Origin of the sequence: Salipiger marinus, assembly GCF_900100085.1 — a bacterium.
Lineage (GTDB): Bacteria > Pseudomonadota > Alphaproteobacteria > Rhodobacterales > Rhodobacteraceae > Salipiger > Salipiger marinus.
This window is the reverse complement of record NZ_FNEJ01000027.1, coordinates 15,809-41,280: the sequence shown is the minus strand read 5'-3', so window position 1 is coordinate 41,280 and position 25,472 is coordinate 15,809. Positions and strand designations below refer to the sequence as shown.

The following is a 25,472-nucleotide window of genomic DNA, read 5'->3' as shown; positions in this document are numbered from 1 at the left end:
GGCGGAAGCGCGTCACTCTCCCTCCCAGTAATCAACCGCGTCTTCCTGCAGGAACGAGGCCGCGATGCGCCGCGCCGCCTTGTCGCCGCCGGGGGCGGCCCCGGCAAAGACGGTGATCTTGCCGCTGTCGGGATATTCCATCACATCGGGTTCGCGCATCGTGCTGATCGCGAGATAGCGCAGGGGCTGATCCCCGGTGGCGGTCAGCTGATGCGCGGTCTCGGCCCCGCCCGCCGGGCAGACCGCCACCATGCCCGCCGCGACCGCATGGCTTTCGGTGCCAAGGCGCAGCGTGCCGGTGCCGGACAGGATCACGAACATCTCGTCATTGGCGTGATGGCTGTGGAAGGGCCATGCCGCCTTGCCGGGCGGCACCTCGACCAGCCGGGCGCCCAGATGGGTCGCGCCAAGCGGCGCCGCGATGGCGGCCATCGCCGCCTCGAAACGGGTGCCATGGTGCTGCGGCGACAGGGTCAGATCGGTCAGGCGGATCACGGGGGACTGGGTCATGGTCAGGGCCTCCTGTCCGGCAGTGAGCACCGGAGGCCGCGTTTTGGCAATCGCGAAATCGGGGCGCGTCCGCGCAGCCTTGACGGCGGGCTGTGGAGAGCCGATGCTGTCCGGGCTTCCGGCAGGGCACCCCATGGCGCCGGCGGCAAACTCCCCCAAAGCACAGGCAGGACCATGAGCGCGCGGTTTTTCGTCATCACCGGCGGCCCGGGATCGGGCAAGACAGCGCTGATTTCGGCGCTGGCCCGTCAGGGTCTGGCCACCATGCCGGAGGCGGGGCGGGCGATCATCCGCGACCAGAGCCGGATCGGCGGCAGCGGCTGGCACGGGTCGGACCGCCGCCTTTTCGCCGAGCTGATGCTGCAATGGGAGTTGCGGTCATGGCACGAGGCGCAGGCGCTGGAGGGGCCCGTGCTGTTCGACCGGGGCCTGCCCGACGTGGTGGGCTATCTGGAGCTTTACGAGGGCGGTGCCCCCGGCCACATGCACCGCGCGGCGGAGCAGTTCCGCTATCACGGCACGGTGTTCTTCGCCCCGCCATGGCGGCAGATCTTCGCGCAGGATGCCGAGCGGGGGCAGGATTTCGATGAAGCCGTCGCCACGTCGGAGGCGCTGCAGCGCGCCTATGCCGCCGCGGGCTACAAGCTGCGGCCCCTGCCGCTGGCCCCGGTCGCGGAGCGGGCCCGCGTGGTGCTGGACCATATCGCCCGCGCCACAGCCTAGCGCCGCGCAAGTTTTTCCCGCGCGGTTGCAGGGATCCCCGGGCCCATAGGCGGCATCGGCACTCGGCCAGGTATGGTAAACCCGGCTCGACAGGGCGGCGGCGCCTTTCCTACGGTCCCGCACATGGCAATGCTTTTCATCACGGTTTCCAACCTCCACCCCCGCGCCCGCATCGCGGCGCCTCAGAAGGCGTTGGCGCCGCTCTGCACCATCGGCCCGGTCTCCCTCGGTGGTCTGGCCTGTGGACGTCTGTCCCCCCGCCACGCTCGGCGGGCGTCGGGCGGGCCGGTGGGGCACCCGCAGCGGGCGGCGCAGGGTCAGTCCCCCGCGCGGCCCGCTCCTGACCCGTCCACCCTCCGACGGCGCCTGCCGCGCGCTCGCAGGGGCTGTGACCTTCCCCCAGTCTTTCCCTTACCAAACAGGATCTTGAGATGAGGCAATTCCGGATCGGTCAGGCGATGGACGTCCTGCGGCGCGGCGCGCCCCGGCCTCTGTCATGGGGCACCGTCTGTCTGGGCGGGGCCACGGCATGACGGGGGCGGGCTGGTCGATCCTTGGCACGCTGTCGCGCCTGCGCGGGCCGTGGCGGGGGCGGCAGTTCGGCGATCCGGGCCGTCCGCGCGCGATCTCGCCGCGCCTGACGGCGGCGGAGGCGGAGGCGCTGCGCGTGCGGCTGACCCCGGTGCTGGCGCGGCTGACGGCCGAACGCGCCGCCATCTTCCGCCGGGCCGAGACCGAGCTGCGGCTGAAAACCGGGGTGGCGGCGCTGGCGGGGCTGGGGCTGGGCTGGACCATGGGCGGCCTTTCGGGCGCGCTGGGGCTGGCGGCGCTGGCCGCCGTCTTTGCCGTGCTGCTGCTGGCGGGCCGGGTGCAGGAGGCGCCGCGCAGCATCGCCAAACATGTGATCCTGAACAAGATGGGGCAGATGCTGTACGGTCTGTCCTCGGTCGCGCCGGGAGCACGGGCGCAGGCCCTGCCGCTGGGGCGGATCGACGGCTGGCGGCTTTTTGGCCCCGTCCATACCGTCACCATCGACGACCGGCTCGAGGGTCTGCGCGACGGGCAGCGCGTCGCCGTGTCCCGCGTGGGGCTGCAGTTCGGCACCGCAGGCAACCGCAGCACCGAAAACGGCGCTGGCCTGTGTTTCGTCCTCACCGAGATCACCGCCCCCGAGGCACCCGACGATCTGTCCGGCGCCCTCACCGTTGTCGTGGCCGAGGATGCCCCCGCGCAGGCGCGCGCCGCGCCGGGCCTGACGCATGGCCTGTCCGTAAGCCCGACCGGAGATGCCGGGTTTGATGCGCGCTACCGGGTCTATGGTGATGCGGAGGTGCTGGGCCCTGCCGCGCGCGCCGCCTTTGCCGGGATCGAGGCGCTGGCCCGTGCCGACCGCACCGCCACGCGGGAGGTGGCGCCGGGCAGCGGCCTGCGGCCTTGGGTGGTGATCCGTCCCGGGCGGCTGGTGGTGCTGACCCCGCTTGCGCTTTTTGACGGCGCGCTGGAGCCGCCGCTGCTGCCGCAGCCGCTGCTGGCAGAGGCGCTGATCCCCGCCTTTGCCTCTGACCTTGCCAGTCTGAACGACCATCTGACCGTCGCCCTGACGCTGATGAAGGGCCTTTCCCGATGACCAGACCCTTTTCCCCCGTGGCGGCGGCGCTCCTGCTGGCCACCCGCGCCAGCCCGGTTCTGGCGGACCGGGCCAAGGTGCTCGTCTTTGACGCCTCGGGCTCCATGTGATCCCGGGTGCAGGGCGATCTGAGCCGGATCGAGGTGGCGCGGGAGGTAAGCGTTTCGCCACGGCACCAGTGATCCGGTGCGGGCCACGCTGACGGGGAGCGGTCTGGAACAGCGCGGCCCTGATCCTGACTTTGGCGGCGTGGGCTGCGCGATACCACAACGGCAGGCGGCGTGCCCGCCAATAACGCGACGCTGGCCGCGCCCTGATCCGGGGCAGGGGCCGCCTTGCCGTGACGGGGTGGTTTCCCTCTGGCGCGCGGATCGGCTATAGGACGGCCGATCAGGTCACCGGGCTCAGGCAGGCGGGGGCCGTGGCCCGCCCCGGTCCTGCCTCTGCCCGCAGGCAGGCCGAGGCCGTTCTGTCTGCGCCCCGCGTGCAGGAAATCGTCGTATAAGGAGACATCCCAAGATGTCTTGGCGCTGTCCGGAGCAGGGGCAGGGCCGGTCAACGGATGGAATTGCTGGAACCATGAAAGACCATAAGCCCTACAGACTGTCCGTGGCCCCGATGATGGATTGGACGGGTTGATCGTAAATAATGCTTTGAAAGCAATTTGTAAGCCGTGACTTGTCTGTACCAAGTACCAAATCCTCTTTAGATTTGGTCTGCGGCTACCCACCGATAGTGATTGCCGCAACGAACGCCTTGGCCTCTCGGCTCTGGTCGAAGATGCGCATGGGCAGATCGGCCTTGGGCATCCAGGCGCGACCGGTTTCCACGGCCAGGGACACCGGAACGGCGGGGAAGACGTTGATGAGAGCGTTTTCGCCATGGTGCGCCTTGATCCGATCAAACATGCCGCGAAGATGTCGTTTGTAGACCGATAGATCGTCTTGCCGCCTCATGATGTCGTTATGAGGGGTCTCCGCGGTAATCGACCAGATGGCGGCATGCTCTCCTAGGACAGAAAAGATCCTGCCGTCATCAATCGTGGCGCTCACACCCAGTTTCAGGGCGACGGGCAACTCCTTCGCACCGAAATGGTCTTGGGTTCGGAATGTGATAGCAGGTTGCTGTGACTGCCATTTCCAGGTCGCCGGTTCCCGATATTTTTGATGAACCGACACCGGCATGATGTCTCCGAGCAGGGTACCGAGTTCAATCAGAAGCGGCTGCGGTGCAAGCGCGAAGACGCTCAGCTGCTGGATTTCCCTCTGTTCGACCCGTTCCTTGACCTTGCGCGCGAACTGCCTGCGTAGGTGCTCGCTTTGCATGGCCCAAAAGGCCGGCTCCCCGTCACGCACCTCGGCGTTGAGCTCGATGTCGATCGTGCGTCTCTCCGCCGGATGCCGGTCAGGCGGCATGGCTGCGAATATCGCCTTGGTGGAGACAAGCGATTCGAGCTGTCCGATATTGGCGGCGAACCGCAGAACGTGTGCCGCGCGGTCGGCATCCATGTCCGTCACGATCTCGATCCGGCTCTCATGTTCCTGCTTCATCGCGATGAGCGTGGCCTCCGGGTAGTCGTCCACATGATCTACATCGATGAGCTTGTGATGGATCGGGCACATCAACATCAGGTTGCTGATGTCCTGTTTCAGCAAAGGGGACCTGACCTTGTCGCCACGCGGGCCGTTTTCGCTGTCGGCCACGATATGGGCGATGAAGCCGAACTTGCCGTCTTCCTTTCCGGCGATAAGGTCGCCGATCAGCAAGCGGTTGCAACCGGCGAATTCACACCGTCCGGCCGCGAGTGTCCAAAGGGAAATCTGCGTCGCCTTCGGGATATAGGAACTGGACAAGGGTCATCCTCCAAATTCAGGCCGCCCTTGGAATGGCGAACGATCTCATATTAGAACGGGTCGGGGTGGTTACCATCTTCATACTTGGCGGACAGTCGAATTCACCCGGGAGGGTCTTACCAATGACAAGGCCTCCGTCGCTTCATCTTGCCAGCATTCCGCATCAGGCGATGTTGACGATGAACTGGCCGCTGCGCGCCGCCAGCTTACCGTTCTTGACGATGAAACATTCAATACTGTGCTGACCGCGATAGAGTGTGCTCTCGGTATGGGTCAGCCCGCCCCGCACCGCTGAATCCAGGTTGAATCCGCCGCGTAGACAATCTGCCACCTCTGCTTCACGCCCGGTGTTCACTACCTGCCAATAAACCTTGAACCGGCCCGTCAGGGTCGTTTCGGCCTTGAAGTTCAGTGAGCTGTGCTTCGGCAATGCAGCGCCGCCACTGATGAAAGGCTGGGGACGAAACCCCTTCTGCGTGAATGTCGCGGTGTCGATGGAGACTCTGCCTTCCGGCTTATGGGGCCAGCGCGGTTTGCGCATATAGGCCGGCGCTAGGATAAGGTTGGCGGCGCGCACAAGCGGCGCTACGTATCCCGATTTCTGGACCGGATTGCGCCGCCCGAGGGCCCGATTGACCAGTGCCGTGCCCATGTGCTCGCTCAGGATGGTTCCCGCGACATCGGCGGTGGCGGCCCGGTGAGCGGACGCGAAATCGGCGCGGGCCTGCGCGAGCCATTCGTGAAATGCGTCCCGCCGCTCCGGATTTTTTTCCCATTTGTCCGCGAAGTTCTCCGCAGGGTCGGCCGGGTTCTCGACCCAGTCAACACCTTCGCGCTGCATGATGTACCTGTCCATGTTGCGGAGGATGGAAAAGAGTGCACCAGAGAGATCATCTTCTTGATTGTAAGCGTGGGCGGAAAGCGTCGTAATCAGGATCGAGATCGGTTTCTCGTCAGTTCGGTCGCTGAACATCATATCACGATGACGCTTGAGGATCTGGATGGTCCCTTGCAGAGGCGTGCGCACGCGGTAGGTTGGCACTTCCTCGACGCTGGCCCGCATCTTGTGGGCCTCGTTCAGGGCACGGGTTCGGAAGGCTTGGCCCATGCGATCCCTGAACCACAGAGCGTAGCCTTTCGGATTGCTGCGCGGCCAGTCTCCCGCAATCCGCTGGAAATCAGGGTGTTCATTATCCGTGATGGCGAGGGCGGTGGCCCCGAGACGGGCAAGGACCGGACCTGCTTCCCTGAGGTATCGCCTCTTCTCGGAATCCGGCACGGCCGGCAGAACGTCCATGTGAAACTGAGCACCGTCGGCGTAGACCAGCGTCCAGCACCGCCGACCGTCATCCGGCTTGCTCATGCCGTGGCGCTTTGCATAGGCCCTGATTTCGACGCCGACCCGCCGCTTGAGCTCCGCCTGGCTCAGGGAGGACTTCTCGTAGCCGAGACGGCAGACCATATCGATGTCGTAGTCTTCCTCGTCCGACGCGGGCTTGATCGTAACCACCCGGTTGGCACCGCCTGCCGGATTTCTGCGTGTGGTTCTAAGATACGTGCATAGCGACGTCGCAAACGACGTGTCTTATGCGCGGAGGGGCGATGCGGGGCGAGGTTCTGGGCGTTGAGCGCCGCCGGCGTTGGGACGACGAGGTGAAGCTGGCGGTTGTGAGTGCCGTGGGAGTAGACGGCGCGACGGTCACCCAAGTTGCGCAGCGCCACGAGGTGACGCGCCAACAGATCTACGCCTGGCGTCACGAACTGAAGCGCAAGGGTTTATGGTCGCCTGATGCTGGGGCACTGTTCCTGCCCGCCGGCATGGTGCCCGCGATGGAGCTGTCGATGATGGAAGCTCCGGCCCCAGCCGCTGCGCCTGTCGCCTGGGTTGAACTGCGTCTTGCGAAGGGCCGTATGCTGCGGTTCGAGAGCAGGATCGATGAGGCGGTGCTGTCGGGTCTGATCCGGGCGGTGGAAGCGGCATGATCGGGCCTGGGACCGGGGTGCGGGTGTATCTTGCCTGCGGGCCGACGGACATGCGCAAGGGGATCGGCGGGCTGGCGGCGCTGGCGCAGGACGTGCTGCGACAGAAGCCGACGGGTGGTGCGGTCTTCGCCTTCCGGGGGCGCAAGGGTGACCGGCTGAAGCTGCTTTACTGGGACGGTCAGGGGTTCTGCCTTTACTACAAGATCCTTGAGCGCGGGCGCTTTCCCTGGCCGAACACCGGCTCGGGGGCAGTGCGACTAACCTCGGCGCAACTGGCGATGTTGTGGGAAGGCATCGACTGGCGGCGGCCTGACTGGGGTGCGCCACCGGCCCGGGTTGGATGATTTATCCGCCTGAAACGCTTTGTTTTTATGGCGATATCTGACCGGGTGTGGTAGGTGATGGCATGTCGAGCGACACACCCATCCTTCCCGAAGATCCTGCTGTTCTGAAGACGATGATTGCCGCCTTGCAGGCGGAAAACGCGAAGATGTCGGCGACGATCCGGGCGCATGACCAGCTGATCCAGACGCTGCGTATGCGGATCGCGAAGCTCAAGAAGCAGGCCTTCGGCAAGTCTTCGGAAAAGATCGAGCGCGAAATCGAACAGCTCGAACTGGCCCTCGAGGATCTGCTCATCGCCAGCGCCGAGAGCGTCACCACCCCGGCGGACGAAGACGCGGCGGATACCGTCCTTGAGGTCACGACCGGTGACATCGACGAGGGCAGGCCGCGCCGTCGCCCCCGCGTGTCAGCAACCACCCCGCGCGAGCGGCGCGAGCTCGACCCGGGCAGCTGCTGCCCGGATTGTGGCGGTGACCTGCGCCTCGTGGGCGAGGACATGAGCGAGATGCTCGACCTGGTGGCGGCACAGCTGAAGGTCCTGCAGATCGCACGTCTGAAGAAGTCCTGCCGCCGTTGCGAAAAGATGGTGCAGGCGCCCGCGCCCAGCCGTCCGATCCCCGGCAGCATGGCGAGTGCGGCCCTGCTGGCCTGGATCCTCGTGTCCAAGTTCGACGACCATCTTCCCTTGTATCGCCTGAACGAGATCTTCGCCCGCATGGGCGCCGACATCCCGGACAGCACGCTGGTCGACTGGTGCGGGCGCGCGATGAAGGTGCTGGCCCCGCTGATCGAGCGGATCGAGGCCGATGTGATGGCCAGTGACCTCCTCCACGCCGATGATACCCCGATCCGGGTGCTGGACAGGTCCCTCAAGGACCGTGGCCTCGGCAAAGGGGTGAAGCAGGGACGGATCTGGGCCTATGTCCGTGATCCACGACCTTGGGCAGGCACAGCGCCACCCGGGGCGGTCTACCGCTTCGCCCCGGATTGGAAGCAAGAGCATGTCCATGGGCATCTCGCCCAGACCCGCGGTATCCTGCAGGCCGATGGATACAAGGGCTACGCCAAACTTTACGAACCCGATCCCGACGGTACGCCCCGCCTGCAAGAGGCGTCATGCTGGGCGCATCTGCGGCGCGACTTCCATGACGAATGGGACAAGACGAAATCCGCCATCGCGCGCGAGGCGCTCGACCGCATCGGCGCGCTCTACGACATCGAGCGCGAGATCAACGGGCAGCCCGCCGAGATCCGTCTCACCGCGCGCCAGAAGCACAGCGCGCCGAGGGTCGAGGCCTTCTTCGCCTGGTCCGAAAGCCAGCTCACGCGGATCCCCGGCAAGGGCGACCTCGCCCGCGCGTTCCGCTATGGGCTGGCACGCCGGGCTTCGTTCAGCCTCTTCCTCACCGATGGCCGCGTGGCGATCGACAACAATCCGGCCGAGCGTGCCCTGCGCCCGATCGGCATCGGCCGGAAGAACTGGCTCTTCGCGGGTGCCGACACCGGCGGCGAAACGCTGGCCCGCGCCATGACGATCATCGAGACGGCCAAGCTGAACGGCCTCGATCCGCAGGCCTATCTCGCGGACGTGCTCGACCGCATCCACGATCACAAGATCAACCGGCTCGACGAGCTCCTCCCGTGGAACTGGGCGCCGATGGGCACTGCTCAGGCCGAGGTCGCCTGATGGCGACTGTCACTCATGTCTTCACCATTGACTATGTCGCGAAGATGCTCGGCGAAGACCCCGAGTTGCTAGAAGCCATCGTCTCCAACGACGACAATCTGACCTACGGTGACATCATCAGCGTCTACACCAGTTCGGAGGAAGCCATTACGGCTCTCACAGACCGCGGCATCGAAGAACTCCGAGACATGCTCAGGGCCGCGCGCATGACCCCCGAAACTTGGCATGAGTTCCTCGACGACTTCGTCCACGACGCAGAACTCGTCGCCCGCATCAAGGCAAAATCACCGCGGTAGCAACCGGCCGGTTACGCTTGATCGCCGTCCCCAAGCGGAATGAGCCCTGCACATAAACGTCAGGATCGCTCTCCCGCACGGTTGACTCCGGCCTGTGCAACCACTCACCAAGCGACTTGTAGCTTCTCTCGGCCTGCTCGTAGCGGCCTGGCGGCACCTGCAGTTCCTCGACAAGGTCTTCGAGCAGATCGTCGAGGGGTCGGGTATTCGGCAGCGTGAACGCCATGCAAATGGCCTCCTTTTAATCAAAGCGACAAATGGTACACGAGATCCCGAGGGTCCTGCGGGGGTGTTTTTGTGGATGGCCGACAATCCTGGCTAGCTATCATCCGCAATCACGCGGAACTCCGCTCCCAGCGAAAAACAATCAGCCCGCGCTCCGAGAAGAAGAGCATCCAGTTGCTGCATGCGACGGACATCTGATCGGTTCATGTCACCATCATCCATCCTTCCTCGAATGCTGTTGAAAACGGAACGGCGCGCCCGCGGCTGGAACACAACCACAGTCGTTTTCATGTTTGAGCCCAACCCATCGAGCATGGCGAGTAACGCGCCTCGGTTTTCCTGCCTTTGACCATTATGCCAGACTGCGTTCTCAAGTACGCCGTCGGCGTTTGCCCCCAACTTCTCTCGCAGCAACCCGCGGTCGATGTGGCGGAGATTCTTGATCGCCTGACCGACGACAACCTCATAGTCGGACACGGACAGCCCGCGGTTGTTTTTGTCAGACCCGCTTCCTTTCACGTGGATCAATGTCAGTTCAGGCGGGTTACTCGCGTCGTCGATATGGATGAAATCGGCCGACTCCATGGCTCCGTCGTCGCACACGAGCCAGCCGGTCTGCGGACCTCGTTCCGCCAGATTTGGCCAGTGCCTTGCAACCATGCCAAAAAGGGATTTGTCTTCGGCATTGCCGGTGTTCTCAACCGCAAACCGTTTGCCGTCCAATGGCTTCTCTTGCCAAAAGTCAGTTTCATCGTGTGCCATCGAAACCCACTGCCAGTCGGAGAACCTGGCGTCTCTGAAGCGGGCTTCGTAGAAATGACCGCGCGAGTACGTATGGCCCGTGTCGAAATAGACCGTGAGGTTTCCTGGGTCCCGGCAGATCGTAAGAATTTCAGGATCCCGGTCATTGTTGTTGAAACCGTCCACCTGCCGAATTTTGAGTCGGATATCTGCGCCTGTGGATTGCTCGAAGTCGTAGGCCAGTCGCCCAAGCCTGTCTGTTGCCCAGTATACGTCAGCCTCAAAGTTTGCGCTTCCGGCGACGGCTGTGACCTCAAACCGAGCTGCATCGCCAAACTGCTGGAGCCATCGAAGTTCGCCCTCATCTGCCTCGCCGTCGCCATCGTGCACCTGTTCGGGTACAATGAACGCGAGGTCGTAGGGCTGCTCAATTCCATCTAGAGTAGAGATCGTCGAGGCGAGAATTGGGAGAGGTTTGTCCGGCCGCGCAGCATCGTTCATGCAGGTGGCCGCTCGGTCGAGAATGATGCCGATGGATCTGGTGAATTCGTTCCAGGACCGGGTGGGGCCAATCCAGATACGGCCTCCCGACGGGCTTGCACCGACGACCGCACCCGTCAAGTCGTCTGATAGCGACATCGTACTGCGGACCGAGCTGAAGTAATAGGTCTGGTCCCCAAGCGGATCGAGGGAGGTCTCCAATTCGAGTCCCGAGAGAATCTTAGAGTCAGGCTTGATTGCGGTTCGACGGTGTGTCCCGCTGAGCCAAAGCGTCCGAACCTCGCTCTCGACAAATGCCTTGTTGATCTGGCTCGAGCTGAGCCGCGTGATGCTCGCAAAGGGTCCGTCGGCGGCTCGTAAGACCTTCTTTGAAACCGAGCTTCGAAGGCCATTGTCGGAGAACAGTAAGGCGTACAGACTTCCGCGTCTGGCGACGATGATCAGCTGATTTAGTGTGTCTGTAATACCTTCACCAACGAACCAACTCGGAACTCTCTTTTCGACATAGTGCGCCAGGGCGATCGTCGTTCCCTCAACTTCGATCCAGGGGTCCAGAACAGTCGGAAATCTAGGCTTTTCCTTGCCTTTCTTCTCAGCATTTTCCTTGGCAAAATCGCGGATCGCAGTGAGCAAATCGCTCGGTCCAATCGCCTGTTCATTTTTTGCACGGTAAAGCGCAACAGACAGGTACGGTGTGCATTGATCGCTGGATATTGCCATTGGGATCTCTCAGCTTGCCGGTCTTGGGTGGATGACCAGTAGGGGTCTAATCAGTTTCTCCGCGCGCTCATGCCTCGATCTCAAATGATTTTGGTAAATTCTGCGGCTGGTAGGCTGGAAGGGTATTTTTCCGCTGGAATACCGACTCGTGGATAAGAGCATTTTCCGGAATCAAGCGCGGTTCGCAGTGCGGCAGATACAATCCGAACATGGCCTTGCGCGCCGGCCACTCTCGCAATTTCACCTCCTTGGGCAGCCACTCGAGGATGCGCCAGGCACCGGTTGCTGATTTATGCAGCTCTGCACCCGCGTAAGGTTCCACGTATTCATGCTCGCTCCCACGTCTCGCCCGCCCTTCTACAAGATGATTGAACATCGACGTATTTATGTTCAACCCATATGCCTTGGCGTGTTGGGTCATCCAACGGAGCGGAAACTTTGACAGCCCGCTTTGAGATTCGGGATACCCCCCACCGATGTCGGAATGGCAGCCCGCGAACCAAACCTGTCGACTGTCCTGCTTTTGAGGCTCCGACGTCGAAAAGCGGTTCGGCCTAAAATCTTGGTCATCTTTCCAGGGCCGCAAACGGAACATCCGGCGGGATTCATCGATAGCGATCGCTTGACGAAAGACTTCAACACTGGGGTTCTGCAGTGTGTAGGGCAACGTCTCCAGGCTAGGGATATAGAAGCGGTCTGGACGTGGCACGATGACCGATGCAACGGTATCCCATACGCCAAGAAATTTGATCGGCATCGTCCGCCCCCCTACGATTCTTCGGAAATGCCAAGCGACAGAAAGATCCTCCCCATCCATAGCGGCGCGCTTGTAGGCGGCAAATGCGTAGCCGACGTAATTCAGCTGATCCGGGCGCAGCAACCCAAGGAGATGAATGAAGCCGGCTAAGATGCGAACGCTGTAGGCGCCGCGGCTAAAGCCGAAAAGAAACACCTGGTCACCTTCACTGTAGTTCTGGGCCAAAAAGCGATACGCGCCTAGGACATCGTCGTCCAATCCATAGCCAGTGGCGAGGCCCAATATGCCTCTTGCGTTTTGGGTAAGTCGTCCCCACGTCTTTCGTTGTCCTAGCGTCCCGACGCCGGGGTCGTAGTACACAACTTGGTCGTCGTCCTTCTCAAGGGTTCGATACAGCTTGAGGACATTTGACATCTTGACGCCAATTTCATTACCCGTCCCGTCACAGCAAATGACAATGTTCTTCGGCATCAAATATCTCCTCTAGCTATGGATAGAGAACCTACCAACGAATGGGAAGGCTCCAACTCAATCGCGCATGACCAGCCGCGATCGCGGAGCTCCGTCAGACCAAAGAGGAGCAGACCGGGCCGGCTGGCGGTGAAAGATTAAGGGTTGGTGAGAGGTTCGGCGGCGCCTGTCATGAAGTGATCCGGATGACTGAAGCAGGTCTTCACAACACAAGGGCAGCGGAGGTTTTCTGACCCACTGTACTGTCGCTGGGTGCTGGACGAATTGTCAGACAATCGATCATATTCTCCGTGGTCCGTGCTCAAAATCGTTCGATCTCATGAACTTCGAACCAACCGTTACGAAGTGCGGAGGCGACGAGAGTATCGGGATCTTCGGAATAGGCGACTAGCGCCAAGCTTTTCTGCGCTCGTGTACAGGTGACGTAGAGGAGGCGCCGCGTGCGCGTGATGCCGCCTTCGGTGCCATCGGCAAGATGCTTGCGGTCAGTGCCCGACAGCGGTTTGGCTTCGAACAGCTTATCGTAAGAAAACAGAAAACCACGCGCGTCGCTATCGTCAAGAATTACCAATACGCGGTCGAATTCAAGGCCCTTTACGCCCTGATGGGTTCCGAAGGGACCACGATCGCTGACATATTCTGCGAAAGGGACCGTTTGGTGGTACGGTGTCTCAAGAAATGCCCGCCAAGCCTCCAGGCTCTCGGGAGATGCCTCCGCGACTGCCTCCTCCTCGTTCGACTCTGCATCTTCACTAGTTGGCTCAGGCGCGGCCGCATCGGCCTTCGGTTCATCAGCGACAAACGGCTGCAGGGCAGCAGGAATTTCGAACAGTCCATGTTCCGCCACGCATTGGAGAACGGTGAGAAAGGTTGCATCTGGGCTTTCGGTGTCGAGGCCCAGCAGCGCGTCTACACCTGCACGAATTGGCTGCAACGGATCGTCGGCTATCGACCTCTCAGCAATCGCTGATCGCTTCAGAAGGGGAGAAGTTGCGCGGAGGTGAGCCATGACCGCGAAGGCATTGTTCGCCTGTGCAGCCGCGACTAGCGGAGCGACGCGTTCGGTAAAAAGCCTTAGGCCCGCCATCTCTCCTGTCCGAAGCCCGGTCGATAGGCGCGAGTCCCGGTCAAGCGCCTGGAACATTTCAAGGAACCCGTACCTTGACGCCGCCATATGGTGTTCGAGCGTGAGCGCCTTCACTCCTGCTTGGTCCCGCCAATCAGGATCGCCGCAAAATTCAGCCATTCGCTCCTGAACCTGCCGCTCGAACGCCGGCTTGTCGGGCGTGCTGCTGGAGGCGACAAACAAGCGAACAAGCCCGACATCGCTATCTTCGCGGGCCACCTGGCTTTGATGATCAATCGGAGCGCGAAGCACATTGCCAAGCGCGATCACGCGCTGAGGTGATCTGTGGTTCAGTCGCTTTACGGGACGGGCCCAATCTTCCGGAACCAGGCGTTCCAGTTCCGGATGACCGTCGAGAAAAATCCTTTGCATCATATCCCCGAACAGGCCCACAGCAAACATGCCCTTGTTCGAAGCTGCGAGTGCGAAAAAGGCCTCGAGTAGGCCCTTGTTTGTGTCCTGACTCTCATCGATGAGCAGGAAGGGATACTTGTTGACGAGGACCGCCTGCATCGATGGTTTGTTTTCAATGAACGCCGCCGTGATCTTCAGGACCTCGGAATGGGACAGCGAGTCTTGGCCGAAATTGTCTCCGTTCGGATTGTAAGTGAACCGCCGGGGAGTTCTAAGCCATTCGAGACGCCGCGTAATAGAGGCAATTGCGCGTTCGCGATCCAGCGCCGCCTTGGTGCCGGCGCGCCCCCTTGCTTGCTTCTCGTGCAGTTCGGCCAGATCGACAGGGAGCGTCGCGAGCAGCCACGCCTGGATGTCGCTATGGTAGGTTCCAATATGCTTCCAGCAGAAACTGTGGATTGTCGAAATCGGAAACACGGGATCCTCACCTACGCGTTCAGCGATTTCATTGGCTGCTGCATTCGTATAGGTGATCACCGCGATCTTCTTACCGCTACGCCTGAAAGCTGTGCCGTGATCTTCGCGGAAAGCATCCAGTGCGTTCTTAAGCGAGCGCGTCTTCCCTGAGCCCGCTCCCGCGTACAGGAAGAAGCTCTGTGGATTGGCGGGGTTCAAGCAGTCTCGTATCTGGGCGTCAGCGCCATCATCGAAGTCCGCCGGCGCAGTCTCAATGTCCGCCATCTGCTTTACCCGTCTTGAGTTCGCTTTCCGCAATATCTTTGCTGACGGCCCGCTCGAACCATTTAAGTCCAGCCGCGATATAGCTCGGTGGTTCCAAGGCCGTGGGGTTCTCAATCATCAGACAATCGAGTGCGAATGCCGCTTTTTCAGCGGTCTTCAACAACTCGAACAGTTCATCCTCAAGATCATCGCCCGAAAGGCCTTGCGCAACGATGGATCTGACCTTGACCGACGTCACAGAGCCCTCGACATTTCCGATAGTGGCGAGGTTCTCCAAGATCAGGGCGTCCTCGAATGTTCGTGGAATGATGATGTCATCGCCCGGACCGAGGGACTTGATTTTCACCGGCTTCTGATAGGCGACGTAGAGCTCGTAGTCCTCTCCTTCGTCCGATACATGCCCTTCGGGCGCGAGCGCGACCAATTCGTCGATCAGCTTCTTCTTGGGATGCCATTCCTTGAGGACAGAGTTAGCGGTACGCTGCTCCTTGCCTTGTTCGGGGCGCGCCGACTTCCAGCGCGTTGCTTCCTTGCCATTCTTGTCTATGATCTTGACTGCCGCAGTAGCGTCGAGGTCGCCGATGATCAGGGTCGCGATTCCAAGAGCATCGATCAGATCCCGAAAACTGTGCACATGGCTGCCGCCGAGCTCAAGCAGCGTGACATATCGACGAGATAGTTCGGGGAAATGATGGCGAATGAAGTGCGGCACAAGGATGCGTTCGGCTTGGCCTTCCACAAATATGACCCCGTCCGCGAAAAACAGGTCGCAGTGCGTCGCCTTGAGGTACCGTTTTACGAAGCGCTTTGTGTCGTCGCCGTCACCAAAAATGTGAGAGAGGTTCGCGACCGTTGTGGTTGGCGTTTCTCCTTTGCTCGCAGCGGCTCGGCGCCGAAAATATCGCAGGCTCGCGAAATCGGCCTCGTGCGCAACATGGCTGGAATGGGTGCTGACGACGAGCTGGGTGCAGTAGCTTTCCTCGGCACCTAGATCGGGATGCTTTCTGAGAAGGTTGTAGGCTTTGTTGATGAAGACCTGCTGGACCTGGGCATGGAGATGGGCTTCAGGCTCCTCGACAAGCACCAAGTGGAGAGGTTGAATCTCGTGTGACACATCCACGCCTTCGAGGAGGCCAGCCTTTTCGACGCGCATCCACTCGTCGCGAAAACCCATCAGCATGAACACCATTGCGATCAGATTCTGATAACCGAGACCCGAATAGTCTTCAGGGAGTTTGAGGGTCTTGGTGCCATCACCGGAAGGATCCGCGACTTGATACTGTACGGAGGAGCCATGTTTCAGCCCATCCGTCGCGCGAAGGAGCGTGGAGAGTTTAAGCTTGGGGTTGTTCATCCCCGGATATCCAAGATCTTCTAACTCTTCAAATGCAGTCGCGAAGCCTGCCTCAAGTCTCGCGTCAAAGCTTCGTTCGGCGGCCTGTATTGCCCCGAGCGCCTCATAATCCTTGTCGGACGGGGTTTTGGATGGGTCGAGATGGCGATCGTAGTAGGAGCGCAACTGGTCGGACAAACGGCGCTTAAAACGACGGCTGGTTGCCTCGCCTTTGTCTTCTCCACCTTCGTTGCCGACCGCATCGGCGAAGTCACGCTGTGCCGCGATCTCGTCGATCTTTATCAGTTTCCTGAAAGGCGGCTGATCGAATGCAAGAGCACTGGCGGGCAGGGTTTGCGGTATAGCCAGACCGTTCTTGCCCGGTGGCGTGACCTCAGCCGGATCAAGCGGATAAGCCGAAAGTTCGATATGCGCTCGCAACCGCCGTTCGAGAAAGTCGGTTAGGTTGCGAGGCCACACCGCTATCTTGATCGCTTCTCCATTCGGGCCGGCAGTTGACGCATCCCGAGCAGCACTTCGCTGCGCGAGATATTCAGCCTTTAGCTTTTCCAAGTCTTTGGCATGATATTTTAGTCGAACGCCGAGCAATCCGCCGGACCAATCCAGCGTTGGCAAAATGTGAACGACGTGCTGAATCTCGCTAAGCGGCACGTCTAGCCAGACGTCCACCGAGGGAAGGAGCGCGTCAAAATCGACTGTCGCCTCGGCATCCGTCTCCCAGTCCTCACCCAACAGGTCAATCTTAGTCCAGTTGGCGATCGTCACGTCACGCAGTGCAAGGCGGTTCGGCGAAAGGAGAAAGATGCGTAGAGCGACCATCGCGGAAGTCTTGCCGCTATTGTTGGCGCCGACCAAAATTGTTGTTTTTTGATCAAAATCTAGATGAGTGGATTTCAGTTTCCGAAAATTTGAGATCTCAATAAATTTGATCCGCATGATGCTGCCTCCTTATTTCAATGTAGCACCAGGAGGCTGATCTATCGACGGTATTTCGCGCCAAGCGGGCGCTTCTTTGCTTTGGATCGATTAGCAGCCATGGCCTGTTCGCACGCCAACGAACGTCCGTTTTGGTCGGCGGCAGGTCGGAGCCAGCCAGTCCAGCACCGGCCCTGAAGCCATCATCGCATCAGGCAGGACAGATGGCAGCTTTGTCCGCTGTCACCAATTACCCGATCGACATGTTGCCGCCAAGATCGAACGTCAGGTTCGACGAAATGAGATGTAGCATTGATCTCCAAGGTGATCGGTTGGGAAGGAGCCAAATGCGCCTGTAAGGTTATACATTGGGCGTATGGATGTGTTGATTGCTTTCCGTGCGGTTTGCGCGCTCGGCAATGGTTGCGCAACGTTCGATGAGGTCGTCAAAGCGCTCAGCGTCTTCAAGCAGGAGGCCGTCGTCGACCATATGCTCGTAGTCGGCCGCGAGCGCGGTCCGAGCCTCTCCGTTTGGGACCAGTTGCAGATTGCCATGAACCGCGGCTTCATAGTCCACGGGCGTTCCGTCGGCCGACTTCTCCGGAAAGAACATGCGCTTGTGCCGCGCCACTGCAGAGGCGAGGGGGCGGTCCAAAATAGCCACATCCGCGATGCCTGCATCGTCGAGGCGTACCAGGTCATGCCAATGGCGCGCGAAGCGCTCCCCGCGGAGCCGTCCCTGTACGCAGAAGACATGGATCGCCGTGGCCTTCTCCCAAAAGGTTCGTTCGGCATGCATCACGCGCGGTGTCGCGGTCGGAAAGGTCACGCCCTCGATCAGCCTGTTCGCGTCGCAGGCGACGTCACGCAGGCTCGCCGGTTCGCCCGTCGACCTCGCGCCGAATTCCAGCATCACGCTAGGGGCGACATAACCGGAGCCAGAAGAGGCGGCCTCGTAATCGATGAAAAGCTTGTCGCCATCTGCCCGCGTCGAGGCTGACAGCCCTTGCGCTGCAATGGCGTCCTGGATCAAGGGCTGTGTTGTTTCGACGACCCATTTCGGCAATCGATTTCGGACCGCTTTCGACCAGCGCTTTTCCTCACTGCGTGTGGTTGGCAGGGCTTCGGCGCGTGCGCCCACCATATCGGGCGCAATTGCTCGAATGTCATAGGTCAGATCAACATCTTCGGAGAAGCGCTGGATCACGTCATAGGCTTTGGAAAGGGATGTTCCGCCCTTGAAGACGAGGTGCTCACCGAGCTTGGATCTGAAGAGGGTCTGAAGGGCCCAGACAACCCAGACATCCTTTTCGAGCAGGTGCGCGGGCCGCCCGGAGCGATCTGCAGAAACGGCCAGGGCTTCCTTGCGGTCTTCAGACGACAAAGACAGGAAGGGCTCAGACATGCGCCGCCTTTCCGACACTGCGTGCAAGCCAGGTCGGGAACTGCGGTGCAGCGGTTACCAATTCGTCAAAGGCCGCTGCGGGCAGTTTCTGCTTCAGCGATCTGAGCGCGGCTTCCGCCTGTTCCGGTCCGAGCCAGGCCAGGGCGCGAACAGCACTGCCTGCCGGCCTCTTCCCTAGGGCAAGCTGCCATCGGGGGGCGTGGCGCAGTTCGACGAGTTGTTTGCCCAATGATAGCGTGCGGCTGCGACCCGAGGTCAGGTACACGGATCGAACAGGCACTTGCGTGGTCAGGCCGAGTGCATTCGCTTCGGCGGCGCCGGTTGGAACGATGACTTCGCCACGTTGCGCCGCGAGGGCCTCGACGGCCTGTTCTACGGACGGCGCGCGCGTTCCAAACCGGCTTTTGATCGGTCGCAGGTAAACTCCGCGCCCGGCACGGATCAGCTCGCCGCGCTCGGCAAGTCGCGACAAGGCCTGGTCCACACCGGCACGGCTGCCGAGGTGCAGCAGGCCCTTTGCGGCAATTGGCGCTCCTTCCGGAAGTCCCTCTGCATGGGTCAATATCTGTTCTGCAAGGTGCTGCATGATCGTTCTCCTGTCAGAAATATACGCAGTTTTCTGACAGAATTCAATCCGTGCTATTGAGCGAGCTGAGGAGGGTGGTGGCTTCGCGCCAAGGGTATCAGCCTCGCCTTCGGCGAGTTTCAAAGGGGAACATGCCTACCGAAGGCCCTGCAGTTGCAGGCATTCCTTGACGGCTGCAGCCCGCCTCTTGTCGAGGTATTCGGCCAGATCGTCGATATGGACGCCTTTGGCGCATTTCTGCGACGCTTCCATGCGGACGAGGGGGAGGGCGATGGAACCGGCCGAGACTTTGCGGATGAACTTGTCAGTACTCAGACCGAAAAAATCCCTGGCGACATCCTCCGCAGGAATGATCGGTCGCCCGGAATACATTGCTATCAAGAGAAACGCCGTGTTCATGATCCCGGAGTGAAGCACGATGGCATAGTTGGGAGAAGGGCGCGCAGCGGGTTGGCGGGGAAGCGGATAGCATGGCGCGCAAATCGGACGGGAGCGTTGGATCCGGGAGACTGTCTGCAGCATGTGAAGGGGTAGGGAACCCGTGCCTGGGTGGTCGTGCATAAGGCGTACTTCGGGTCGCAAACATCCTCGGGTGATCGAATGCGAGCACCTTCGGTGCATTCGGCATGAAGTCTTTCACGCCTTTGGACCCTTCGACATCAGTTGCTCCAGGGTCGGCGGTGGATCCGTGTCGTTTTGGATCAGTGTCTGGGACCAAAGGATCGAGGTTTCGTAAAAACTTCGACACACCGTCTCACCGTCTTGGTCGAACCAGTGTGTTGCCTCCGGCAGAAGCTCAAATGGCAAGGGGTGGTGCGCGAACGGATTGTGAAAAACCTCGATTTCAGCCGACCACGGCTCACTCCCTATCGGCCAAAGGTTGCGATATTCATCGCTGGTCACATCCAGGCAGAAAGGGATGCCCCTGAGAGCGCCCGGCGTCCTGTCAAAGAAGTTGCCAATCCGCATGTATCGCAGTCCACTCGGTGCGCCCTGACCCGATACCGCAACGCGGTTGAGCTTGGCCATCGAACACGCGTTCGAAAAGATTACTGCGGAGAGCTCGGCGTGGCCCGCATCGGCAAACAGGCCGGCGGGAAATCTTGCCTTGCCCTTGAGGTGGGATGCCTTCGTCGGACGCGCATGCATGCGCCCGTCGATTTCAACCTCTTCTGCGCCCTCGCCATAAAGATATCCGATCAGTCCTTCCCGGCTCCAGATCATTGATGCCGGTGCCTGAAAGTCCGCAATCGCCAGGGCGAAGGGCTGACCCTTTACATGCGGCAATTGATCGTAATTGCGAGCAAGCTTGTTGCCGATCGTTTTGGCAAAGCGCAAAGCTCCGGCGCCGAAAAACGCCTCTTCCCGGTCGGCTGGCAAGGCGCTCGGAGGCGCGTTCACATGGTTGTAAGGATCTGCCGGATTGGCCGTCACGGCTTCCACCCATGCCGAACCGCCATGCCTGTTCTCGATGCGGAAATCCGGGGACTCATATGGTTGGGTCACGAGCAATCCCTGCTCGCGAAACGTCGCCAGCAACTGCGCCTCCCACAACCGCGTGTGAAAGTTATTCGTCTGGCAATCACCTGCCCAGTTTCGATCTGGCTTTGGAAGCGCGAGATAGAGCTGGTTGAGCGTCCATGCCGCGGGGTGATGGGACGGCAGCGTCAACGTTGCGAACACTTCGCTCGCCGTCCTCCCTTCCAGATCATAAAGCGCGGGCCGCTGCATGACGCCGGGTGGAACAGGTTCCGGAGACTCTCCGTCTTTCAGGAGAGGCGTCAACTGGGCGAGGGCTTCCTTTTCAGTGGCATAGCCTTCACGCTCGGCCGTCAACGTCCAGACTCGGTCGGTTCGCCGCCGCATGACCAGCACCCCAAAGGAGCGATCGTTCAGATCGTGCCTGAGAATGCCGCATGAGAGACCGTCTTCGCTTAGCCATGCGCCGACAGGGGGCCGGTTTCCGAACCCATGCCCCTTGGGGAGGGACAGCGCATAAATGCTGAATTCCCATTGCGGTAGCGCTCTCAAAACTTCGTTCCGTCAACTCAATTGGGGTACGCCGATTGAGCGTTTCAAGCCTGCTCCCACGACGTCCAGAGATATCCAGTTCTAGTCTTTAAAACCCCCGGTGAATAGCCGGGAGGGGAAAGCCTTCCCCCTGGTCGGCACTGGCGTTGCCGACGCACCCCCATCAGCGGGGAGACCCCGCAACGCCCCCTGAGAGTGAAAGTGCGGGCGGGTTTTCCGTGACGGGTTGAGGGCTGGAGGAGAGGCCTCCGGCGCCCGTCGCGGAGATCAATCCGATGGCGAGAGAGCATCGCGCTGCCCGCAAGAGCGGCCCGCGCACGAACCTTTATGACGACATCACCGACAAGATCATCGCCGAACTGGAGGACGGCCGGCTGCCCTGGATTCAGCCCTGGGGAACGGCGGCGGCGGAGGCGCCGCTCACCATGCCGCGCAACGCCAGCACAGGTCGGCAATACTCCGGGATCAATGTCCTGATCCTCTGGGGCGCGGTCATCCAGCAGGGCTATCCAACCCAGCACTGGCTGACGTTCCGCCAGGCGTTGTCGCTTGGCGGCAATGTCCGCAAGGGCGAGCGGGGCACGACCGTCGTCTATGCCGACCGTTTCACGCCTGAAGACGAGAAGCGCCGTGCTCGGGAGACTGGGGAAGCCGCCAACAGCATCCCGTTCCTGAAGCGCTTTACCGTGTTCAATGCGGCGCAATGCGAGGGGCTGCCCGACGACATCGCCGTCGAGGCACCGCCACCGCCGCCCGGGCTGATCGAGCCGCGGGTCGAGGCATTGATCGCGGCGACCGGTATCGACTTGCGGATCGGCGGCAACCGCGCCTTTTATGTTCCCTCGCAGGATTATGTGCAGGTGCCGCCTCCGCAGGCGTATTTCGAGCCGATCAACTGGCACCGCACGGCGCTGCATGAGATGGGGCACGCCACGGGGCACAGCTCCCGACTGTCTCGGGATCTCTCAGGCGGTTTCGGCACGAAGAAATATGCCTTCGAGGAACTGATCGCCGAGATTTCGAGTGCGTTCTGTTGCGCGTCTCTCGGTATCATCCCGACTGTCCGTCATGCCGATTACGTCGGTTCGTGGCTGGAGGTGATGCGCGAAAATTCCCGCGCCATCGTCCGTGCCGCCTCGCAGGCCAGCAAGGCGGCCGACTGGCTGCTCGCCCATCTGCCGGAGAATGGCAGCGCCGCCGCAGAGCAAACCTCGACCGACGGGAGGGCTGCGGCATGATCCTCCTGACGGCGTCACAACGCGCGCAGCTTTTGGCCAATGGTTGCCAGGCTGATACCGACCACATTCCGGTCGTGAAGTTCTTCAATCCCTTCGGCGCCGGTGTCTGGCTCGCGACCGAGCTCGACGAGGACGGCGACATCATGTTTGGCCTGGCCGACATTGGCTACCCGGAGCTTGGCTCCTGGAGCCTCAACGAACTGCGCTCCATTCGGCTGCCCTTCGGCATGGGTATCGAGCGGGATCTGCTGTTCACGGGCGATTTTCCGATCTCGGTCTGGGCCAAGGCCGCCCGCGAAACCGGCAGCATTCGCGATGCCGAGCGCCTGCTTTATCGCTCGGGCCGCCTGTCAGGTGGGACACGACCCGACACGGAGCCTCCGCGTTCCTGAGGGGTTCTGCAGCTTCGGCGCTGCTCTCTTCGCAGGAAGAGGGCGGCGCTCCTCCTCGTGACGCGGTGAAAGCTCGGCGCCCGGCCGACTGCCCGTTGGAGGACAGGACCATGACACGAAAGATGAGAACACCCGCCGTCGAACCGCAGAGACTCCGCTTCTCTGCCCAGGAGCAGGCCGTAGTCTATGAGGCCCGGCAGATCCTGCTGCGTCACCTCAACCAGAACCCTGTCCTGACGTCCTGGCAGGCGGTGCTCGACTATTGCGCGCTCACCATCAGGGGCGATGTGGAGCGCTTCCATGTCCTCTATCTCGACCGGAGGAACCGGCTGATCTCCGAAGAATGCCTCGCCGTCGGCACCGTCGATCATGTCCCGGTCTATCCCCGGGAGATGCTGCGGTGCTGCCTGGCGCTCAATGCCTCGGCGCTGATCATCGTCCACAATCATCCGGCCGGTGATCCCGAGCCGTCGTCCGCCGATCTCGCGATGACGAAAGAAATCGGGAAGGCCTGTGCGTCTCTGGGGGTAGTGCTGCACGACCACATCATCACCGGTGCTGGCCGGGAGACCAGCCTGCGTGCCCGCGGCGAGCTCTGATGGGTCTGCGCGTTCATCCGCGGCTCGGCCGTGAGAGGGAAAGGAGGGTGGGGGTTTCGTGACGGGCTGGTTGCCGGAGAGAGAGGCTCCCCGGCGTCCGTCATGGAGACACTGACATGGCCACTGCCACGCAGAAAATCACCCTGTCGTCCTCGCGCGACATCCCCTTCAACAAGCTGGTGCTCAGCCAGTCCAACGTCCGGCGGGTGAAGGCCGGCATCTCGGTCGAGGAACTGGCCGGGTCCATCGCCCGCCGCGGGCTGATCCAGTCCCTGCATGTCCGACCCGAGCTCGATGCGAAGGGGCAGGAAACCGGCCTCTTCGAGGTGCCGGCTGGCGGCCGCCGCTATCGTGCGCTGGAACTGCTGGTCAAACAGAAGCGCCTCAACAAGACCACGCCGGTGCCCTGCATCGTTTCGGATGCCAGCGACGACATCCTGATCGACGAGGTCTCGCTTGCCGAGAATATCGAGCGCGCGCCGCTGCATCCGCTCGACCAGTTCCGCGCCTTCCAGGTGCTGCGCGACAAGGGCATGAGCGAGGAGGAGATCGCCGCGGCCTTTTTCGTTGACAGCAAGGTGGTGAAGCAGCGCCTGCGCCTGGTCTCGGTCTCGCCCGTGCTGCTCGAAGTCTATGCCGAGGACGGAATGACGCTGGAACAGCTCATGGCCTTCACGATCTCCGAGGATCACGTCCGGCAGGAACAGGTCTGGGAGGCGATCAAGGATGGCTGGCAGAAAGAGCCATATACCATCCGTCGTATGCTGACCGAGACCACCGTCCGGGCCTCCGACAAGCGGGCGCTCTTCGTCGGCATCGAGGCTTACGAGGCGGCCGGCGGCTATGTGCTGCGCGATCTCTTCCAGCGGGACGATGGCGGCTGGCTCCAGGACCCGGTGCTGCTCGACCGGCTGGCGGGCGAGAAGCTGAAGGCCGAGGCGGAGACCATCGCCGCCGAGGGCTGGAAGTGGATCGAGGTCGCCGTGGACTTCCCCTATGGCCATACCAGTGGCATGCGCCGTCTGGCCGGCACCACCATCGACCTGACCGACGAGGAGCGTGCCGAGCGTGAGAAGCTGCGGGACGAGTTCGACGCGCTGGAAGCGGAATATGCCGAGGCCAGCGAACTCCCCGACGAGGTGGACGCGCGCCTCGGCGAGATCGAGGAAACGCTGGATGCCCTGGAATCCCGGCCAATGGTCTATGACGCCGACCAGATGGCTCGCGCCGGTGTCTTCGTCAGTATCCGCCATGACGGCCAGCTCGCCGTCGAGCGCGGCTATGTCCGTACCGACGACGAGACGGTGGAGGGTCAGGAAGGGCAGGGTACCGATGGTTGTGCTCCCGAGGGCGGCGAGTCTGGTGGTAAGAAGCGCGCTGTCATCACGGTGGGCGGTACGGCGACCGAACCCGAGGAGGACGAAGAGCTTGAGACCATCCGGCCTCTGCCCGATCGCCTCGTCAGCGAGCTGACCGCACATCGCACGCTGGCGCTCCGCGATGCCGTGGCAACGAACCCGCATATCGCGATGACGGCGCTGCTGCATCGACTGGTCACCGATTGCTTCCTGCCGCATTCCCCCAAGGGCTGCCTCGAGGCTCATGTCCGGGAGGTTCACTTCCCGGCGCAGGCCGACGACCTCGCCGAAAGCGTCTCGGCGCGCGCCATCGCCGAGCGGCACGAACGCTGGGGTGATCATATCCCGGCTGACGATGCGGCGCTCTGGGACTGGCTGGTCGATCAGGACGACGACACCCGCATGGAGTTGCTCGCCCATTGCGTTAGCTTCGGCGTCAACGCCCAGCACGAGAAGCCCAACCCCTATGGCGGCATGGGCGTCAGCCAGCACGGGCTCGACGTGCGCCTGTCCCAGGCCGACCGGCTGGCGCGGGCAGCTGGCCTCGACATGGTGGCGGTGGGGTGGCGGCCGACCGTCGGCAACTATCTCGGTCGCGTGACCAAGCCCCGGATCATCGAGGCGGTGCGCGAGGGCGCTGACGAGCGGGCCGCCCAGCTCATCGACCACCTCAAGAAGGGCGATATGGCCAAAGAGGCCGAGCGGCTACTGGCAGAAACCGGCTGGTTGCCGGCGCCACTGCGCATGGTGGATCGCGATGCCGATATCGCGGTGGATGCCGGGGTCGACATGGAGGCGGACGATTTGCCTGAATTCCTTGCCGGCGATGGCGAGGATGAAGACGCCACGGAGGACGAAGAGCAGTCGATGGTCGCCGCCGAATGATGCTCAGGCGGGGTGGCCTTCGCTGCCCCACCTCATCCCTTCCGTTTCC

22 protein-coding genes are annotated in these 25,472 nt (G+C 61.7%); 10 read left to right on the top strand and 12 right to left on the bottom strand.

Going from position 1 to position 25,472, the window contains the following annotated elements:
- Window positions 1-12: 12 nt before the first annotated feature.
- Window positions 13-510 carry a cupin domain-containing protein gene (locus BLR51_RS22580; RefSeq protein WP_089851244.1) on the bottom strand — a complete coding sequence of 166 codons (498 nt, stop codon included), beginning with the start codon at window positions 508-510 and terminating at the stop codon, window positions 13-15.
- A 174-nt stretch (window positions 511-684) separates the two neighbouring features.
- On the opposite strand from BLR51_RS22580, the gene BLR51_RS22575 reads away from it, so the two are divergent.
- Both BLR51_RS22575 and BLR51_RS22570 read left to right on the top strand, forming a co-directional pair.
- The gene (locus BLR51_RS22575; RefSeq protein WP_089851242.1) at window positions 685-1,233 is read left to right on the top strand and encodes an AAA family ATPase; all 549 of its coding nucleotides are present in this window, start codon (window positions 685-687) and stop codon (window positions 1,231-1,233) included.
- A 529-nt stretch (window positions 1,234-1,762) separates the two neighbouring features.
- On the top strand, window positions 1,763-2,860 hold the full coding sequence (locus BLR51_RS22570) for a hypothetical protein (protein WP_089851240.1): 1,098 nt from the start codon (window positions 1,763-1,765) through the stop codon (window positions 2,858-2,860).
- 722 nt (window positions 2,861-3,582) lie between these two features.
- Here BLR51_RS22570 and BLR51_RS22565 read toward each other — a convergent pair.
- A complete protein-coding gene (locus tag BLR51_RS22565) occupies window positions 3,583-4,713 on the bottom strand; it encodes an SAVED domain-containing protein (protein WP_089851238.1) in 1,131 nt (376 codons plus the stop codon).
- A gap of 163 nt (window positions 4,714-4,876) precedes the next feature.
- On the bottom strand, window positions 4,877-6,223 hold the full coding sequence (locus BLR51_RS22560; RefSeq protein ID WP_089851237.1) for a nucleotide-binding domain-containing protein: 1,347 nt from the start codon (window positions 6,221-6,223) through the stop codon (window positions 4,877-4,879).
- Window positions 6,224-6,315: 92 nt separating this feature from the next.
- Between BLR51_RS22560 and tnpA the strand changes: the two genes are divergently transcribed.
- The 4 genes from tnpA (at window position 6,316) to BLR51_RS22540 (ending at window position 9,024) form a co-directional block, all read left to right on the top strand.
- Complete coding sequence (gene tnpA / locus BLR51_RS22555; RefSeq protein WP_089851235.1) at window positions 6,316-6,696, top strand: IS66-like element accessory protein TnpA; 381 nt, start codon at window positions 6,316-6,318, stop codon at window positions 6,694-6,696.
- A complete protein-coding gene (gene tnpB, locus BLR51_RS22550; RefSeq protein WP_089851233.1) occupies window positions 6,693-7,040 on the top strand; it encodes an IS66 family insertion sequence element accessory protein TnpB in 348 nt (115 codons plus the stop codon). Before tnpA ends, tnpB begins: the two co-directional genes overlap by 4 nt.
- Window positions 7,041-7,102: 62 nt before the next feature.
- On the top strand, window positions 7,103-8,728 hold the full coding sequence (tnpC, locus tag BLR51_RS22545) for an IS66 family transposase (protein ID WP_089851232.1): 1,626 nt from the start codon (window positions 7,103-7,105) through the stop codon (window positions 8,726-8,728).
- A complete protein-coding gene (locus BLR51_RS22540; RefSeq protein WP_089851230.1) occupies window positions 8,728-9,024 on the top strand; it encodes a hypothetical protein in 297 nt (98 codons plus the stop codon). Before tnpC ends, BLR51_RS22540 begins: the two co-directional genes overlap by 1 nt.
- Here BLR51_RS22540 and BLR51_RS28045 read toward each other — a convergent pair.
- The 9 genes from BLR51_RS28045 to BLR51_RS22495 all read right to left on the bottom strand — a co-directional run bounded on the left by BLR51_RS28045 (window position 9,002) and on the right by BLR51_RS22495 (window position 20,786).
- Window positions 9,002-9,250, bottom strand: a complete 249-nt coding sequence (locus BLR51_RS28045; protein ID WP_089851228.1) for a nucleotidyltransferase family protein — start codon at window positions 9,248-9,250, stop codon at window positions 9,002-9,004. The two genes, BLR51_RS22540 and BLR51_RS28045, sit on opposite strands and share 23 nt — an antisense overlap.
- Window positions 9,251-9,342: 92 nt before the next feature.
- Window positions 9,343-11,211, bottom strand: coding sequence for a hypothetical protein (locus BLR51_RS22530; protein WP_207543677.1), 1,869 nt, complete (start codon window positions 11,209-11,211; stop codon window positions 9,343-9,345).
- 67 nt (window positions 11,212-11,278) lie between these two features.
- Entirely contained in the window at window positions 11,279-12,439 is a 1,161-nt protein-coding gene (locus BLR51_RS22525; RefSeq protein ID WP_089851226.1) for a T6SS phospholipase effector Tle1-like catalytic domain-containing protein, read from the bottom strand.
- A 301-nt stretch (window positions 12,440-12,740) separates the two neighbouring features.
- Window positions 12,741-14,660 (bottom strand): UvrD-helicase domain-containing protein, encoded by a 1,920-nt coding sequence (locus BLR51_RS22520; RefSeq protein ID WP_089851224.1) that lies wholly within the window; start codon window positions 14,658-14,660, stop codon window positions 12,741-12,743.
- Window positions 14,647-16,950, bottom strand: a complete 2,304-nt coding sequence (locus BLR51_RS22515; protein ID WP_089851222.1) for an AAA family ATPase — start codon at window positions 16,948-16,950, stop codon at window positions 14,647-14,649. Before BLR51_RS22515 ends, BLR51_RS22520 begins: the two co-directional genes overlap by 14 nt.
- Window positions 16,951-17,290: 340 nt before the next feature.
- Window positions 17,291-18,334, bottom strand: a complete 1,044-nt coding sequence (locus BLR51_RS22510) for a nucleotidyl transferase AbiEii/AbiGii toxin family protein (protein ID WP_089851220.1) — start codon at window positions 18,332-18,334, stop codon at window positions 17,291-17,293.
- Window positions 18,327-18,920, bottom strand: a complete 594-nt coding sequence (locus BLR51_RS22505) for a DUF6088 family protein (RefSeq protein WP_089851218.1) — start codon at window positions 18,918-18,920, stop codon at window positions 18,327-18,329. The genes BLR51_RS22510 and BLR51_RS22505 overlap by 8 nt, the downstream gene beginning before the upstream one ends.
- A 135-nt stretch (window positions 18,921-19,055) precedes the next feature.
- Complete coding sequence (locus BLR51_RS22500) at window positions 19,056-19,319, bottom strand: pyocin activator PrtN family protein (protein WP_020043354.1); 264 nt, start codon at window positions 19,317-19,319, stop codon at window positions 19,056-19,058.
- A gap of 237 nt (window positions 19,320-19,556) precedes the next feature.
- Window positions 19,557-20,786 carry a hypothetical protein gene (locus BLR51_RS22495; RefSeq protein ID WP_207543676.1) on the bottom strand — a complete coding sequence of 410 codons (1,230 nt, stop codon included), beginning with the start codon at window positions 20,784-20,786 and terminating at the stop codon, window positions 19,557-19,559.
- A gap of 440 nt (window positions 20,787-21,226) precedes the next feature.
- Between BLR51_RS22495 and BLR51_RS22490 the strand changes: the two genes are divergently transcribed.
- The 4 genes from BLR51_RS22490 to BLR51_RS22475 all read left to right on the top strand — a co-directional run bounded on the left by BLR51_RS22490 (window position 21,227) and on the right by BLR51_RS22475 (window position 25,423).
- On the top strand, window positions 21,227-22,189 hold the full coding sequence (locus tag BLR51_RS22490) for an ArdC family protein (protein ID WP_089851214.1): 963 nt from the start codon (window positions 21,227-21,229) through the stop codon (window positions 22,187-22,189).
- Complete coding sequence (locus BLR51_RS22485; protein WP_089851212.1) at window positions 22,186-22,581, top strand: DUF2958 domain-containing protein; 396 nt, start codon at window positions 22,186-22,188, stop codon at window positions 22,579-22,581. Before BLR51_RS22490 ends, BLR51_RS22485 begins: the two co-directional genes overlap by 4 nt.
- Window positions 22,582-22,691: 110 nt before the next feature.
- On the top strand, window positions 22,692-23,180 hold the full coding sequence (gene radC, locus BLR51_RS22480) for a RadC family protein (protein ID WP_188758804.1): 489 nt from the start codon (window positions 22,692-22,694) through the stop codon (window positions 23,178-23,180).
- Between the two features lie 116 nt (window positions 23,181-23,296).
- Entirely contained in the window at window positions 23,297-25,423 is a 2,127-nt protein-coding gene (locus tag BLR51_RS22475; protein ID WP_089851207.1) for a ParB/RepB/Spo0J family partition protein, read from the top strand.
- The last annotated feature ends 49 nt before the right edge of the window (window positions 25,424-25,472 follow it).